The sequence below is a fragment of the Streptococcus sp. 27098_8_22 genome (assembly GCF_041432415.1).
In the GTDB taxonomy this organism is placed as follows: Bacteria; Bacillota; Bacilli; order Lactobacillales; family Streptococcaceae; genus Streptococcus; species Streptococcus pseudopneumoniae_M.
In genome coordinates this window covers 30,793-45,779 of the sequence record NZ_JAPVZP010000010.1, presented here as the reverse complement: position 1 = coordinate 45,779, position 14,987 = coordinate 30,793, and the positions used below count along the sequence as shown (strand labels likewise).

Here is a 14,987-nt window from a genome sequence, read left to right as displayed (position 1 = left end):
ATGGCAGTATCTCTAAATGATATTAAAACAAAAATCGCCTCAACAAAAAATACTAGTCAAATCACTAACGCGATGCAGATGGTTTCTGCAGCTAAGTTAGGTCGTTCTGAAGAAGCAGCTCGTAACTTCCAAGTTTATGCACAAAAAGTGCGTAAGTTGGTTACAGATATCCTTCACGGAGATGGTGCCGGCGGATCAACAAATCCAATGTTGATTAGCCGCCCGGTCAAAAAAACAGGCTATATCGTCATTACATCTGACCGTGGTCTTGTTGGAGGATATAATTCTTCCATCTTGAAAGCAGTCATGGAAATTCAGCAAGAATACCATCCTTCAGGTGATGACTTTGAGGTTATCTGTATCGGTGGTATGGGAGCAGATTTCTTCAAATCACGCGGTATTCAACCAATCTATGAATTGCGTGGCCTTGCAAGTCAACCAAGCTTTGATGAAGTTCATAAGATTATCTCTAAAACGATTGAAATGTATCAAAATGAACTTTTTGATGAGCTCTACGTTTGCTACAACCACCACGTGAATACATTGACAAGTCAAATGCGTGTAGAACAGATGCTTCCAATCGTGGACTTGGATCCAAATGAAGCAGATGATAACTATAGCTTGACATTTGAGCTTGAAACAAGTCGTGAAGAAATCTTGGATCAACTATTGCCACAGTTTGCAGAAAGTATGATTTATGGTGCTATTATTGATGCCAAGACTGCTGAAAATGCTGCTGGTATGACAGCCATGCAAACAGCTACAGATAATGCTAAAAAGGTTATCAATGATTTGACTATCCAGTATAACCGTGCCAGACAGGCGGCGATTACACAAGAAATCACAGAAATTGTGGCAGGAGCTAGTGCTTTAGAATAAAGCCATCCTGCTCACATCAATGAACTTAGGACCTAGCAATACTAGGAACCGACAGTATCTTATATAGAATAGGAGAAGGAGATGAGTTCAGGTAAAATTGCTCAGGTTATCGGACCCGTTGTAGACGTTTTGTTTGCAGCAGGTGAAAAACTACCTGAGATTAACAATGCACTTGTCGTCTACAAAAATGACGAAAAGAAAACAAAAATCGTCCTTGAAGTAGCCTTAGAGTTGGGGGATGGTATGATTCGTACCATTGCCATGGAATCAACAGATGGTTTGACTCGTGGAATGGAAGTATTGGACACAGGTCGTCCAATCTCTGTACCAGTAGGTAAAGAAACCTTGGGACGTGTCTTCAACGTTTTGGGAGATACCATTGACTTGGAAGATCCTTTTGGAGAAGACGCAGAGCGCCAGCCAATTCATAAAAAAGCACCTACTTTTGATGAGTTGTCTACCTCTTCAGAAATTTTAGAAACAGGGATTAAGGTTATCGACCTTCTTGCCCCATATCTTAAAGGTGGTAAGGTCGGGCTCTTCGGTGGTGCCGGAGTTGGTAAGACTGTCTTGATTCAAGAGTTGATTCACAACATTGCCCAAGAACACGGTGGTATTTCAGTATTTACTGGTGTTGGAGAACGTACTCGTGAAGGGAACGACTTATATTGGGAAATGAAGGAATCAGGCGTTATCGAGAAAACAGCCATGGTATTTGGTCAGATGAATGAACCACCAGGAGCACGTATGCGTGTTGCCCTTACTGGTTTGACTATCGCTGAATACTTCCGTGATGTAGAAGGTCAAGACGTTCTTCTCTTCATTGACAACATTTTCCGTTTCACACAAGCTGGTTCAGAAGTATCTGCCCTTTTAGGTCGTATGCCATCAGCCGTTGGTTACCAACCAACCCTCGCAACAGAAATGGGTCAATTACAAGAACGTATCACTTCAACTAAGAAAGGTTCTGTAACCTCTATCCAGGCTATCTACGTGCCAGCGGATGACTATACTGACCCAGCGCCAGCAACAGCCTTCGCTCACTTGGATTCAACTACCAACTTGGAACGTAAATTGGTTCAATTGGGTATCTACCCAGCCGTTGACCCACTTGCTTCAAGTTCACGTGCCTTGGCACCTGAAATCGTTGGAGAAGAACACTACGCAGTTGCTGCTGAAGTTAAACGTGTTCTTCAACGTTACCATGAGTTGCAAGATATCATTGCGATCCTTGGTATGGATGAACTTTCTGATGAAGAAAAAACTTTGGTTGCTCGTGCCCGTCGTATTCAGTTCTTCCTTTCACAAAACTTCAACGTTGCGGAACAATTCACTGGTCAACCAGGTTCTTATGTTCCAGTAGCGGAAACAGTTCGTGGATTTAAGGAAATTCTTGATGGAAAACACGATCATCTCCCAGAAGATGCCTTCCGTGGAGTAGGTTCAATCGAAGATGTTATTGCTAAGGCTGAAAAAATGGGATTTTAAGAGGTGATCTATGGCTCAGTTAACTGTCCAGATCGTGACACCAGATGGCCTCGTCTATGATCACCATGCCAGCTTTGTATCAGTTCGAACTCTGGATGGTGAGATGGGGATCTTGCCACGACATCAAAATATGATTGCGGTATTAGCAGTTGATGAAGTTAAAGTCAAACGTATTGATGATGATTCTCATGTCAACTGGATAGCAGTAAATGGAGGAATCATCGAGATTGCAAATGATGTGATTACTATCATTGCAGACTCAGCTGAGCGTGCTCGTGATATCGATATTAGCCGTGCAGAACGTGCCAAACTTCGTGCAGAACGTGAAATTGAAGAAGCACAAGACAAACACTTGATTGACCAAGAGCGTCGTGCTAAGATTGCATTACAACGTGCTATTAACCGAATCAATGTCGGAAATAAACTATAAAAAAATGAGGTTGGGACAAAAAGATCCCGACCTCATTTTTATTAGCAATCAAACTTTGACGCGGTAGCTGATTGAACTTTTGTTCGTCTTTTAGACTCCAAAAAGCTCCTAATCATCCTCGCGGGGCTGGGACTACGAAATCGAGACTTTGTCTATTGATTTCTGTCCCACCTCCATTTTTCTATGTTTAAAAAGTGACGCAAACCGCTTCAGGTACGTGAAAGTCATTGGAAAGTTCTGCAAGACGACCAGTTTCTGGATTGCGTTTAAATACTGTTGCATTATCAGAATCCTGGTGAACGGCGATGAGAAATTCTTGGTCTGGTGAGAGAATAAAATCTCGAGGAGTTTTTCCATTTGTAGGAACGAATTCCAACAATTCTAAACTGCCATCAGCTAGAATTGTGTAGACTACAATAGAATCGTGACCACGGTTTGATGCGTAAAGATATTTTCCATCTTCTGAGAGACGAATTGCAGCAGTTCCATTAAAGTCATTAAATCCTTCAGGGAGTGTAGAAATAACTTGCATTTTTTCAAATGCGCCAACACCATCATAAATCAATACTTCAATTGAACTATTGAGTTCACAGATGAGATAAGCAATCTTGTAGTGGTTATGAAAAACAAGGTGACGTGCACCAGCACCAGGGCTACAGTTGTAAGTAGCTAGCTTATTTAGTTTTCCTTCTGGATTGACATCATAAGTAGTAACCTCATCAGTACCTAAATCGCAAGTGACTAAATACTGATCTGGTGTTAAATCTGTAAAGTGTACATGTGGAGAAGCTTGATTTTCATGAGGACCATGACCGCTGTGTTGAACTGTATCAGCCAATTCTAGACTACCATCTTCTTTACGTTTATAGACCAAAACTTGTCCCTTGTGATAGTTAGCACCATATACTAGGTTACGTTTCTCGTCAACTGCAACGAAGCAGTGAGGAGCACCTTCTGTCACAACATGATTTAGCAAAGTACCATCTGTTTGATAGGCAGCAATTCCCCCTTGTCCATCTTTGCTACCGACAGTGTAGAGGTGATTTTCTTGATCAAATGCAAGATAGGTAGGACTTGGCTCAGCAGCAAATAGTTTAAGATTGGATAGTTGCCCAGTTTCTGTATCAAAATCAGCTTGATAAATCCCTTGGGATAAACGACGTGTGTAGGTTCCGAAATAAATTTTTTCAATCATAGCTATACCTCTAAATAAAGATGTTTCTATTATATCATAAATTAGGAGACATGAAGAAAATAGTGAAAAAAGTATGAAACATCTAAGTATAAAATTAGTAAATGCAAGGTCGCTTTGTCAAAGTTTTCAATCGTCACCTCAACACTTTAAAAACAGTTTATTCCCTGTAAAAATGGTATAATGAAAAGACAAAGGAAAGGAAGTATATATGGAACAAAAAGAGAAACATTTTAATTTATCTTGGTTTTTTAAATGGTTTTTAGATAATAAGGCTGTTACTGTATTTTTGGTAGCCTTGTTACTAGGTCTCAATATTTTTATTTTAAGTAAGATTAGTTTTTTATTTATCCCTGTCGTTGATTTTTTATCAGTGGTCATGTTACCTGTTATTTTATCAGGATTGCTTTTTTATCTCTTAAACCCACTGGTGGATTTGATGGAGAAGTACAAGATAAATCGTGTCTTAGCCATTAGTATTATCTTTGTCATTATTGCTATACTTCTGATTATTGGTCTGGCCGTTGCGATTCCAAATCTTCAACGTCAAGTAGTTATTTTTGCGCAAAATGTACCAAATTATCTCGAAGATGCTGATAGAGTTATTGATGATCTTGTAACTAAGCGTTTGCCAGATGACTTTAGACCTCAACTGGAACAGGTTCTGGCTCAGTTTTCAACACAAGCAACTGCTTGGGCAAGTAATATATCTTCTAAGGCTGTGAACTGGGTGAGTGCTCTTATCAGTGGAACGTCTCAAGTCATTGTCGCTCTAATTATCATGCCCTTTATGCTCTTTTATCTCCTTAGAGATGGAAAAGGTTTGAGAGATCATATCACTCAATTCTTACCAAATAAATTGAGAGAACCAGTAGGTAAGGTTCTAACGGATGTGAACCAACAACTTTCTAACTATGTTAGAGGACAAATTACTGTTGCTATTATCGTGGCAATTATGTTTATCATCTTCTTTAAAATTATTGGTTTGAGATATGCGGTGACTCTTGGTATTACTGCTGGGGTCTTAAATCTTATCCCTTATCTTGGAAGTTTCCTTGCTATGATACCAGCTCTAGTCTTAGGGTTAATTGCTGGACCAGTTATGCTCTTGAAAGTTATTATCGTTTTTATCGTAGAGCAGACAATTGAAGGTCGTTTTGTGTCTCCATTGATTTTAGGTAGTCAGCTAAACATCCATCCAATCACTATTCTATTCGTTTTGTTGACGTCTGGTTCTATGTTTGGTGTTTGGGGAGTCCTATTGGGAATTCCTGTTTATGCTTCAGCCAAAGTTGTTATTTCAGCTATTTTTGAATGGTATAAAAAAGTTAGTGGTCTGTATGAGTTAGAAGAGGAGGTTGAAGGTGAGCAATAGTCAAGAAATGCTTGAAGCTTTGGATCAGCAAGATTTAATAAGAGCTGATTACTATTTTCAAAAAGCATTGGTAGAAGACTCTGATGATCTTCTTCTGGAACTGGCTTATTATCTAGAGGGTATTGGTTTTTATCCACAAGCTCGTCAAATCTATGAAAAACTAGCTCCAATATTTCCAGAAGTAAATCTCAATCTAGCTAGTATCGCAAGTGAAGACGGACAAATTGAAGAAGCATTTGCCTATCTAGAAGAAATTCAACCCAATAGCGATTCTTATGTATCTGCTCTTGTTTTAAAGGCTGATTTCTATCAAATGGAAGGATTGACGGATGTAGCTCGCGACAAGCTATTAGAAGCTCTTAATTACTCTGATGATCCTTTATTGATTTTTGGGCTAGCAGAGTTAGATAGTGAACTTGGAAATGATTTAGAAGCGATTAAGGGCTATGCTCAACTGGATAATCGTGAAATATATGAGCAGACAGGGATTTCGACCTATCAACGAATTGGAACTGCCTATGCTCGACTTGGAAAGTTTGAATCAGCCATAGAGTTTTTAGAAAAAGCTTTAGAGTTAGATTATGAAGATCAGACTGCATTTGAATTAGCAAGTCTTTACTTTGATCAAGAGGAATATCACAAGGCAGTTTTATATTTCAAACAGCTGGATACTATTTCTCCAGATTTTGAAGGGTATGAGTATGGTTATAGTCAGGCTCTACATAAGGAACACCAGACTGAGCAAGCCTTACTGGTAGCTCAACAAGGTTTGGAAAAAAATCCATTCGAAACACGTTTACTACTCCTTGCTTCACAATTATCTTACGAATTGCATCAACCTGAGCAGGCGGAAACTTATCTTCTTCAAGCTCAAGAAGATGCGGAAGACCAAGAAGAAATCCTCTTGCGACTAGCAACCATGTATCAGGAGCAAGAACGGTATGAGGATATTCTAGCTTTAGAAGTATATGAGCCAGAAAATCTCTTGACTAAGTGGATGATTGCACTGAGTTACCAAGAAACTGAAGATTTGGATGTTGCCTATGAATCTTATCAGGCATTGGTTTCAGAACTCAAGGAAAATCCTGAGTTTTTAGAGCAATACATTTATCTATTACGCGAACTTGGAAGGTTTGAAGAAGCAAAAGAACAGATCCAACACTATCTCAAGTTGGTTCCTGATGACATACAGATGCAAGATTTGTATGAACGTTTATGATGATAGCAAAATAGTCGTCTGAGCAGGCGACTATTTTTATAAAATGAAAGATTTTAAAAATCTATAAATTCCATTATAAAAATGAATAGATACAGTATGAATTTTTAGCATTTTTTTGATATAATTGTTATAGTTAAATTGAAAAACTCACTCAAAAAGTGAAACATAGAAAGATTTGAATTATGACACAAGTAAAAATCGTAACAGATTCTTCTGTTACCATTGAACCAGAAGTGGTCAAAGAATTAAATATTACCGTCGTTCCGCTCTCTGTAATGGTTGATAGTGTTCTTTATTCGGATGCTGATCTTGAAGAAGGGGAATTTCTTCGCTTGATGAAAGAGAGTAAAAATCTGCCTAAAACAAGTCAACCTCCAGTTGGACTCTTTGCTGAGATTTTTGATGAGTTAAGTAAAGACGGTAGTCAAATTTTAGCCATTCATATGTCTCATGCCTTATCAGGAACTGTCGAAGCAGCTCGTCAAGGTGCAAGTTTGTCAACGGCTAATGTGACCGTATTGGATAGTTCCTTTACTGATCAAGCCCTAAAATTTCAAGTGGTTGAAGCAGCTAAGTTAGCTCAAGAAGGACAAGACATTGAGACAATTGTGGCTCATGTTGAAGAAGTGAAGAAGAACACAGAGCTCTATATTGGTGTTTCTACCTTGGAAAACCTTGTTAAAGGTGGCCGTATTGGCCGAGTGACAGGTCTTTTAAGCTCTCTATTAAATATTCGCGTAGTCATGCAGATGAAAGATGATGAATTGCAACCAATCGTGAAAGGACGTGGAGCAAAAACCTTTAAGAAATGGTTGGATGAGCTAGTTTCAAAATTGTCAGAACGTTCTGTTGCCGAAATTGGTATCTCCTATTCTGGAACTAGAGACTGGGCAGAAGAGATGAAAGAAATCCTGCAACCATTCGTTGAAAAACCAATCTCTGTACTTGAAACAGGTTCGATTATTCAGACCCATACAGGTGAAAATGCTTGGGCTATTTTGGTCAGATACGAGTCCTAAAAAAATAAAGAAAATAGCAAGAAATAGCGTTTTTGACTTGACCTACAAGAGAATTTAGGATATGATTGTAATTGTTAATTAGAAAATATTTGGAGGAATTATTAACATGGCAAACAAACAAGATTTGATCGCTAAAGTAGCAGAAGCTACAGAATTGACAAAGAAAGACTCAGCAGCAGCAGTTGATGCTGTATTTGCAGCAGTAGCTGATTACCTTGCAGCTGGTGAAAAAGTTCAATTGATTGGTTTTGGTAATTTCGAAGTTCGTGAGCGTGCAGCACGTAAAGGTCGCAACCCACAAACTGGTAAAGAAATCACTATCGCAGCTTCAAAAGTTCCAGCATTCAAAGCTGGTAAAGCTCTTAAAGACGCTGTTAAATAATGAATTTAGAAAAAGCCTATTGTATCAAACTTTCTAGCTTGGTCAGTAGGCTTTTTTTATGTGACTATTAGTCCGTCTCGCTCCGTAAGGTGCGAGACAAATAAACCACCCGCTATGCGGGTGCGCGTCGAAGGTTATACCAAAAAGACTCCAAACGCGATACAATAAAGGTGTTCAAGCCAATTGTAAAGCGAAAGGAGAAAAATATGGCACAAAAGGCACATAGTTTATCACACACAAAGTGGATGTGTAAATATCACATTGTGTTCACCCCTAAGTATAGACGAAAAGTCATTTATAATCAATATCGAAGTAGTTTGGGAGAAATATTCCACTGATTATGTAGTTATAAAGGTGTTGAGATCATCGAGGGTCACTTAATGCCTGATCATGTACATATGTTAGTAAGTATTCCACCAAGGATAAGTGTTTCAAGTTTTATGGGGTATTTAAAAGGCAAAAGTGCACTCATGATGTTTGATAAACACGCCAACCTCAAGTATAAGTTTGGAAATCGGCATTTCTGGGCAGAAGGTTATTATGTGAGCACAGTAGGGCTCAATGAAGCCACAATTAGGAAATATATCCAAGAACAGGAAAAGCATGATATAGCATTGGATAAATTAAGTGTAAAAGAATATGAGGATCCCTTTAGGGATAGTGGTAAGTAATGCGAACACCTCTTTGAGAGGTTTGTGACGAGTCAAGAGCAATGAGGCTTGAACAACGTGAAAGCCAGCGTCTTTAGGCGCTGGCTGGTAATTTGGGCTTATAGCCCTGGTACAAACCACCCGTTTGACGGGTGGTTATGATTGTAGTTTTGGGGCAAGGGAGAACAGTATCTTCTATACCAGTCATAAATTCCAAGCTATACCCATTGGTAATACTCAATTATTTTCAAAAAGCAACCTCGTCCATTGTCTGCTGACAGTGGATTAAAACGCTTTTTTTCCAGTCCTAGAATAACTTCTTGAAGCTTATCAATGATGGCTTCCAATGTTTGGAAAGCCTGACTATCATGAACATTTCCTGCCTCAACCGTATAAGCCAAGGCCCAACCATGCTTATCACAAGCAACTTGAGCAGAATAGGCAAATACTTCCTTATGTTCGCCCTTGTGAAACCAACCACACTCGGGATCTGTCGTTGAGATTTTCTTTTCCTTAGCCTCACTTTCTTTTGCGGGCTTTAAGGACTTTTTTTCGTATTTTTTCCTATCTAGATCAATCTCAACTGCCAATTGTTCACTCATAAATTTAGCTTGTTGGTCTACCATTTCCTTACGGTACTTGTGACTATTAGCTGCCGCTTTGATATGGGTACCATCCACAAATAGTTCAGAAGGATCAATTAAGCCAGCACATAAAGCTTGATTGAGCACTCGCGAAAATATCTCAGAAATGAGTTCTTTATCTTGAAAACGACGGCTGTAATTCTTTCCATAGGTATAAAATGAGGAACCTTATCATCTAAAGTTAGTCCAAGAAACCAGCGATAGGCCACGTTTACTTCAATCTCTTTCATGGTTTGGCGCATGGAACGAATGCCATAAAAACATTTGATCAAAGGAATTTTGACTAACATGACGGGATCAAGACTAGGACGACCATTATCTGGACTATAGGTATCTTCTACCAAATCATAAACAAAGTCAAAATCAACCTTTGAATCTACTTGTCGAAGAAAGTGATCTTCTGGGACCGATTCGTCTATTGTATAGAAACCATATTGGCGACGATTATAATCAGGTTTTTCTTTATGAAACATAGGGAATATCTCATAACTCTTCTTACCACTATTATACGACTTTGCACAAAGAAAAGCCCTTAGAAACTTGATTTCTAAGGACTTTGTCTTCAATCTGAAGAAGGCACAAGCCTTCTTTTTCATAGACTATTTTACAAGCCAGCAAATTCTTTGATTTCTTGAGCTGACATTGAAGAGTCGCAACGGACCTTGATTTGACCGTTTGATACATGGACAAAGCCTGGGACTGTAGGGATTTCATAGCGTGAGCGGAAGTCTTGTAAAGCTTCAAGTTGACTTGGCTCTTCGCTATTAATGAAGTAGATGTGCGCTTTGGTTTCAGCTACGACACCAGCCAATGTACCTGCAAATTTACGGCAGTAAGGACAAGTTTTGCGTCCGATAAAGAAAGTTGCTGTTTCTTGCTTGTCGAGCGCTTCTTGAGCACGGGCAACAGTTGTGACTTCAAGATCTTTAATATTTTCTAAAAATTGTTCCATGAGTTTACCTCGCTTTCATTGATATGTCTAGTATGCCACAAAGTTCCTAAAATTGCTTAGATTTGATACGAAAAAAAGATGAGACTAGTTTATCTCATCTTTATAGAGTGTTATTTCACAAACGTATTGAGTTCCGCTTCGATGTTAGCAATCTTAGCTTGTGAATCTTCGTTGCTTTCACCCACAACGGCAATGTAGAACTTGATTTTTGGTTCTGTACCTGAAGGGCGAACTGCAATCCATGAACCGTCAGCAAGTGTATATTTCAACACATCACTTGGAGGAGTAGTCAAAGTTGTCACAGTACCATCAGCAGCAGTAGCAGTTTGAGCCTTGAAGTCTTCTACGACAGTGATAGCTGTTGTGTTCCATTCTTTTGGAGCATTGTTACGGAACTTAGCCATAATCGCTTTGATTTGTTCTGCACCATCGACACCAGAAAGGGTAACAGAGATGGTCTTTTCAGCGTAGTAGCCGTATTCTTTGTAGATTTCTTCGATACCATCAGCAAGTGTCAAACCACGTGAACGGTAGTAGGCGGCAAGTTCAGCAACGACAAGAACGGCTTGGATAGCGTCTTTATCACGTACGAATGGTTTAATCAAGTAACCGAAGCTTTCTTCAAATCCCATCATGTAAGTGTGATTGTGTTTTTCTTCAAATTCTTGGATTTTCTCTGCGATGAATTTGAAACCAGTCAAAACGTTGAACATGGTTGCGCCGTAGCTTTCAGCAATCTTCGTTACCAAGTCAGTTGATACGATGGATTTGCAGAGAGCAGCATTTTCAGGAAGAGTTCCAGCACTCTTATGAGCTTCCAAGATGTATTTAGCCATGATAGCACCGATTTGGTTACCTGAAAGGTTGAGGTAGCTCCCATCTTTTTGAAGCACTTCAACACCAACACGGTCAGCGTCTGGGTCAGTCGCCACAAGAACATCAGCACCAACTTGACGGCCGAGTTCTTCAGCAAGAGCAAAGGCTGCTTGATTTTCTGGGTTTGGAGATTTCACAGTAGAGAAGTCTGGATCTGGTGTTGCTTGAGCTTCAACGACTTGAACTGAATCAAATCCTGCTTGCGCAAGAGCACGGCGAGCCAACATTTCACCAGTACCGTGAAGAGGAGTGTAGACAATCTTCATGTCCTTACCAAACTCTTCAATCAAAGCTGGGTTGATGTTAACATCTTTAACTTCTTTGAGGTATTCGGTATCGACTGCTTCGCCAATAACTTCAATCAAACCAGATGCTTTTTCTGCTTCTACATCAGCAACTTCAACAGCAAATGGATTTTCGATAGCACGGATGTAAGTTGTCAAAGCATCCGCATCGTGTGGAGGCATTTGACCACCGTCTTCTCCGTAAACCTTGTAACCATTAAATGGAGCAGGGTTGTGGCTAGCAGTAATCATGATACCTGCGAAGCAGTTGAGGTGACGAACAGCAAATGAAAGCTCTGGTGTTGGACGGAGACTTTCAAAAACATAAGATTTAATACCGTGTTTAGCAAGAACTGCTGCAGATTCAAAGGCAAATTCTGGAGAGAAGTGACGGCTATCATAAGCGATGGCTACACCACGTTCTTTTTCGTTTCCACCTTTTGACTCAATCAAACGAGCCAAACCTTCAGTTGCTTGACGAACAACGTAGATATTAATGCGATTAGTTCCAGCACCAATCAATCCACGCATACCTGCAGTACCAAACTCAAGATTGGTATAGAATGCGTCTTCTTTAGTTTTCTCGTCCATTTTATCCAAATCTTGACGAAGGTAGTCTGGAAGTTCTGCGAAATCAACCCATTTTTGGTAGTTTTCTTGGTAAGCCATAGGAAATCTCCTTTAGTATATAATTTAATCGCTTACATTATACCACGATTTGAAGTTTTAGTAAAACGTTAGCATGAGTTTCTGAAAAAGTTATGAAATATATCTACACCGCAAGTCTTGAATGGCTTACCGAAACATGCTATACTAACTGTATGATTATTTTACAAGCTAATAAAATTGAACGTTCTTTTGCAGGAGAGGTTCTTTTTGATAATATAAACCTACAAGTGGATGAAAGAGACCGCATTGCCCTCGTTGGGAAAAATGGTGCAGGAAAGTCTACATTACTCAAGATATTGGTTGGAGAAGAGGAGCCAACCACTGGTGAAGTCAATAAGAAAAAAGATATTTCCCTCTCTTATCTTGCACAGGATAGTCGCTTTGAGTCTGAAAATACTATTTACGATGAAATGCTACATGTATTTGATGATTTGCGTCGTACTGAAAGACAACTTCGCCAGATGGAGTTGAAGATGGGGGAAAAAACTGGTGCAGAATTAGACAAACTTATGTCTGACTATGATCGCCTATCAGAAAATTTCCGTCAGGCTGGAGGATTTACCTATGAAGCCGATATTCGCTCTATCTTAAATGGATTCAAGTTTGACGATTCCATGTGGCAGATGCGAATCGCTGAGCTTTCCGGTGGTCAAAATACCCGTTTAGCCCTTGCCAAAATGCTCCTTGAAAAGCCTAATCTCTTGGTCTTGGACGAGCCGACTAACCACCTAGATATTGAAACGATTGCCTGGTTAGAAAACTATTTAGTTAATTATAGTGGTGCCTTGATTATCGTCAGCCATGACCGTTATTTCCTCGATAAGGTTGCGACCATAACACTCGACTTAACCAAACATTCTTTAGATAGATATGTAGGAAACTACTCAAGTTTTGTGGAGCAGAAGGAGCAGAAGCTCGCAACTGAAGCCAAAAACTACGAAAAGCAGCAGAAGGAAATTGCTGCCTTAGAAGACTTTGTTAACCGAAATCTTGTTCGAGCATCAACAACCAAACGTGCTCAATCTCGACGCAAGCAACTGGAGAAAATGGAGCGCTTGGACAAGCCTGAAGCTAGGAAAAAGTCAGCTAATATGACCTTCCATTCTGACAGGGTATCTGGTAATGTCGTTTTGACAGTTGAAAATGCTGCCATTGGCTATGATGGTGAAATCTTATCAGAACCCATCAACCTTGATCTTCGTAGAATGAACGCTATTGCCATTGTTGGTCCTAACGGTATTGGTAAGTCAACCTTTATTAAATCCATTGTGGACCAAATTCCCTTTATCAAGGGTGAAAAGCGCTTTGGTGCCAATGTTGAGGTTGGTTACTATGACCAGACTCAGAGCAAACTGACACCGAGCAATACAGTCTTAGATGAACTCTGGAATGATTTTAAATTGACACCTGAACTTGAAATCCGTAATCGCCTAGGTGCCTTCCTATTTTCTGGTGACGATGTTAAGAAATCTGTTGGAATGCTGTCAGGTGGTGAGCGAGCTCGGTTGCTTCTAGCTAAACTTTCAATGGAAAATAATAACTTCCTGATTCTAGACGAGCCGACAAACCACTTGGACATCGATAGCAAGGAAGTGTTGGAAAATGCCTTGATTGACTTTGATGGGACCTTGCTTTTTGTCAGCCACGACCGCTACTTTATCAACCGTGTAGCGACTCATGTGCTAGAATTGTCCGAAAATGGATCAACACTTTATCTTGGTGATTATGACTATTATGTTGATAAAAAAGCAGAGCTAGCAGCTAGCCAAGCAGAAGAAGTGACAGCTGTTAGCCAAGAAAAAGAGGCTTCTCCAGTTAATGACTACCAAGCCCAAAAGGAAAGTCAAAAAGAACTTCGTAAGTTAATGAGACAAATTGAAAGTCTTGAGACAGAAATCGAAGAACTGGAAACTCAAGCCCAAGCTATCTCTGAACAAATGCATACCACCAATGATGCAGATGAACTCATGCAATTACAAGCAGAACTGGATAAAATTAGCCATCGTCAAGAAGAAGCAATGCTAGAGTGGGAAGAATTATCGGAGCAGGTGTAAAGATGGAACATCTTGGAAAAGTTTTTCGTGAATTTCGAATCAGTAAAAATTACTCTCTAAAAGAAGCTGCAGGAGAGGCCTGTTCGACCTCCCAATTATCCCGCTTTGAATTGGGGGAGTCGGATCTGGCTACATCTCGTTTCTTTGAAATATTAGATAATATTCACGTGACGATTGAGAATTTTATGGATAAGACTAGAAATTTTCAACATCATGAGCATGTCGGCTTGATGGCTCAGATTATTCCACTTTACTACTCAAATGATATTGCAGGTTTTCAAAAGCTTCAAGAAGAACAACTTGAAAAAGCTAAGAGTTCAACAAATCCCCTCTATTTTGAGCTAAACTGGATTTTGTTACAAGGTCTGATTTGTCAAAGAGATGCTAGCTTCACTATGAAGCAAGGTGATCTGGATAAGGTGGCAGATTATCTTTTCCAAACAGATGAATGGACCATGTATGAGTTGATCCTCTTTGGAAATCTCTATAGCTTTTATGATGTGGACTATGTTGCTCGACTTGGTAGAGAAGTGATGGAGAGGGAGGATTTCTACAAAGAAATTGGACGCCATCGAAAACTGGTCTTGATTTTAGCTCTTAATTGTTACCAGCATTGTTTAGAACATCTTGCTTTTGAAAATGCCAGCTACTTTGAAGCTTATATAGAGAAGATCATAGGTAAGAGCATCAAACTCTATGAGCGTAATGTTTTCCACTTTCTTAAAGGCTTTGCCCTTTATCAGAAGGGACAGTGTAAAGAAGGCTGTAAGCAGATGAAAGAGGCCATGCGTATTTTTGACCTACTAGATCTTCCAGAGCAAGTAGCCTACTATCAGGAACATTACGATAAATTTGTCAAAAATTAATTTCCCAA

Annotated in this window: 12 protein-coding genes and 2 pseudogenes; 10 read left to right on the top strand and 4 right to left on the bottom strand. The window is 39.6% G+C overall.

Annotated features, from left to right (window positions below):
• From O3633_RS09105 to O3633_RS09095, 3 genes are all read left to right on the top strand, one after another.
• Entirely contained in the window at window positions 1-879 is an 879-nt protein-coding gene (locus tag O3633_RS09105) for a F0F1 ATP synthase subunit gamma (protein WP_371621075.1), read from the top strand.
• A gap of 81 nt (window positions 880-960) precedes the next feature.
• Window positions 961-2,367: a F0F1 ATP synthase subunit beta gene (atpD, locus tag O3633_RS09100; protein WP_371621074.1), complete on the top strand. Its 1,407-nt coding sequence runs from the start codon at window positions 961-963 to the stop codon at window positions 2,365-2,367.
• Between the two features lie 10 nt (window positions 2,368-2,377).
• Complete coding sequence (locus O3633_RS09095) at window positions 2,378-2,797, top strand: F0F1 ATP synthase subunit epsilon (protein WP_049503620.1); 420 nt, start codon at window positions 2,378-2,380, stop codon at window positions 2,795-2,797.
• A gap of 187 nt (window positions 2,798-2,984) precedes the next feature.
• Here the strand turns inward: O3633_RS09095 and O3633_RS09090 are convergent, their stop codons facing one another.
• Entirely contained in the window at window positions 2,985-3,992 is a 1,008-nt protein-coding gene (locus tag O3633_RS09090) for a lactonase family protein (RefSeq protein WP_000570573.1), read from the bottom strand.
• 208 nt (window positions 3,993-4,200) lie between these two features.
• Between O3633_RS09090 and O3633_RS09085 the strand changes: the two genes are divergently transcribed.
• From O3633_RS09085 to tnpA, 5 genes and pseudogenes are all read left to right on the top strand, one after another.
• Window positions 4,201-5,364, top strand: coding sequence for an AI-2E family transporter (locus O3633_RS09085; protein ID WP_049503623.1), 1,164 nt, complete (start codon window positions 4,201-4,203; stop codon window positions 5,362-5,364).
• Window positions 5,354-6,583: a tetratricopeptide repeat protein gene (locus tag O3633_RS09080; protein WP_371621073.1), complete on the top strand. Its 1,230-nt coding sequence runs from the start codon at window positions 5,354-5,356 to the stop codon at window positions 6,581-6,583. Before O3633_RS09085 ends, O3633_RS09080 begins: the two co-directional genes overlap by 11 nt.
• A gap of 182 nt (window positions 6,584-6,765) precedes the next feature.
• Entirely contained in the window at window positions 6,766-7,602 is an 837-nt protein-coding gene (gene fakB, locus O3633_RS09075) for a fatty acid kinase binding subunit FakB (protein WP_049529489.1), read from the top strand.
• Between the two features lie 106 nt (window positions 7,603-7,708).
• Window positions 7,709-7,984: a non-specific DNA-binding protein Hbs gene (gene hbs, locus O3633_RS09070; protein ID WP_001284633.1), complete on the top strand. Its 276-nt coding sequence runs from the start codon at window positions 7,709-7,711 to the stop codon at window positions 7,982-7,984.
• A 206-nt stretch (window positions 7,985-8,190) separates the two neighbouring features.
• A pseudogene (gene tnpA, locus O3633_RS09065) lies at window positions 8,191-8,655 on the top strand (IS200/IS605 family transposase).
• A 323-nt stretch (window positions 8,656-8,978) separates the two neighbouring features.
• Here the strand turns inward: tnpA and O3633_RS09060 are convergent.
• The 3 genes and pseudogenes from O3633_RS09060 to O3633_RS09050 all read right to left on the bottom strand — a co-directional run.
• Window positions 8,979-9,751 (bottom strand): annotated as a pseudogene (locus O3633_RS09060) (IS1182 family transposase); the annotation flags it as partial.
• A 131-nt stretch (window positions 9,752-9,882) separates the two neighbouring features.
• Window positions 9,883-10,230 (bottom strand): DUF6568 family protein, encoded by a 348-nt coding sequence (locus O3633_RS09055; RefSeq protein ID WP_371621072.1) that lies wholly within the window; start codon window positions 10,228-10,230, stop codon window positions 9,883-9,885.
• 110 nt (window positions 10,231-10,340) lie between these two features.
• Window positions 10,341-12,059 carry a phospho-sugar mutase gene (locus O3633_RS09050; RefSeq protein ID WP_371621071.1) on the bottom strand — a complete coding sequence of 573 codons (1,719 nt, stop codon included), beginning with the start codon at window positions 12,057-12,059 and terminating at the stop codon, window positions 10,341-10,343.
• A gap of 152 nt (window positions 12,060-12,211) precedes the next feature.
• Here O3633_RS09050 and O3633_RS09045 point away from each other — a divergent pair, with 152 nt between their 5' ends.
• Window positions 12,212-14,113 carry an ABC-F family ATP-binding cassette domain-containing protein gene (locus tag O3633_RS09045; RefSeq protein WP_371621070.1) on the top strand — a complete coding sequence of 634 codons (1,902 nt, stop codon included), beginning with the start codon at window positions 12,212-12,214 and terminating at the stop codon, window positions 14,111-14,113.
• Window positions 14,114-14,115: 2 nt separating this feature from the next.
• The gene (locus O3633_RS09040; RefSeq protein ID WP_371621090.1) at window positions 14,116-14,979 is read left to right on the top strand and encodes an XRE/MutR family transcriptional regulator; all 864 of its coding nucleotides are present in this window, start codon (window positions 14,116-14,118) and stop codon (window positions 14,977-14,979) included.
• The last annotated feature ends 8 nt before the right edge of the window (window positions 14,980-14,987 follow it).

Excerpts from the sequence above, each read along its gene's own strand:
- O3633_RS09095 (WP_049503620.1), top strand. The coding sequence starts at position 2,378 with ATGGCTCAGTTAACTGTCCAGATCGTGACACCAGATGGCCTCGTCTAT.
- O3633_RS09085 (WP_049503623.1), top strand. The coding sequence starts at position 4,201 with ATGGAACAAAAAGAGAAACATTTTAATTTATCTTGGTTTTTTAAATGG.
- atpD (WP_371621074.1), top strand. The coding sequence starts at position 961 with ATGAGTTCAGGTAAAATTGCTCAGGTTATCGGACCCGTTGTAGACGTT.
- hbs (WP_001284633.1), top strand. The coding sequence starts at position 7,709 with ATGGCAAACAAACAAGATTTGATCGCTAAAGTAGCAGAAGCTACAGAA.
- O3633_RS09055 (WP_371621072.1), bottom strand. The coding sequence starts at position 10,230 with ATGGAACAATTTTTAGAAAATATTAAAGATCTTGAAGTCACAACTGTT.
- fakB (WP_049529489.1), top strand. The coding sequence starts at position 6,766 with ATGACACAAGTAAAAATCGTAACAGATTCTTCTGTTACCATTGAACCA.
- O3633_RS09040 (WP_371621090.1), top strand. The coding sequence starts at position 14,116 with ATGGAACATCTTGGAAAAGTTTTTCGTGAATTTCGAATCAGTAAAAAT.
- O3633_RS09090 (WP_000570573.1), bottom strand. The coding sequence starts at position 3,992 with ATGATTGAAAAAATTTATTTCGGAACCTACACACGTCGTTTATCCCAA.
- O3633_RS09050 (WP_371621071.1), bottom strand. The coding sequence starts at position 12,059 with ATGGCTTACCAAGAAAACTACCAAAAATGGGTTGATTTCGCAGAACTT.
- O3633_RS09105 (WP_371621075.1), top strand. The coding sequence starts at position 1 with ATGGCAGTATCTCTAAATGATATTAAAACAAAAATCGCCTCAACAAAA.
- O3633_RS09045 (WP_371621070.1), top strand. The coding sequence starts at position 12,212 with ATGATTATTTTACAAGCTAATAAAATTGAACGTTCTTTTGCAGGAGAG.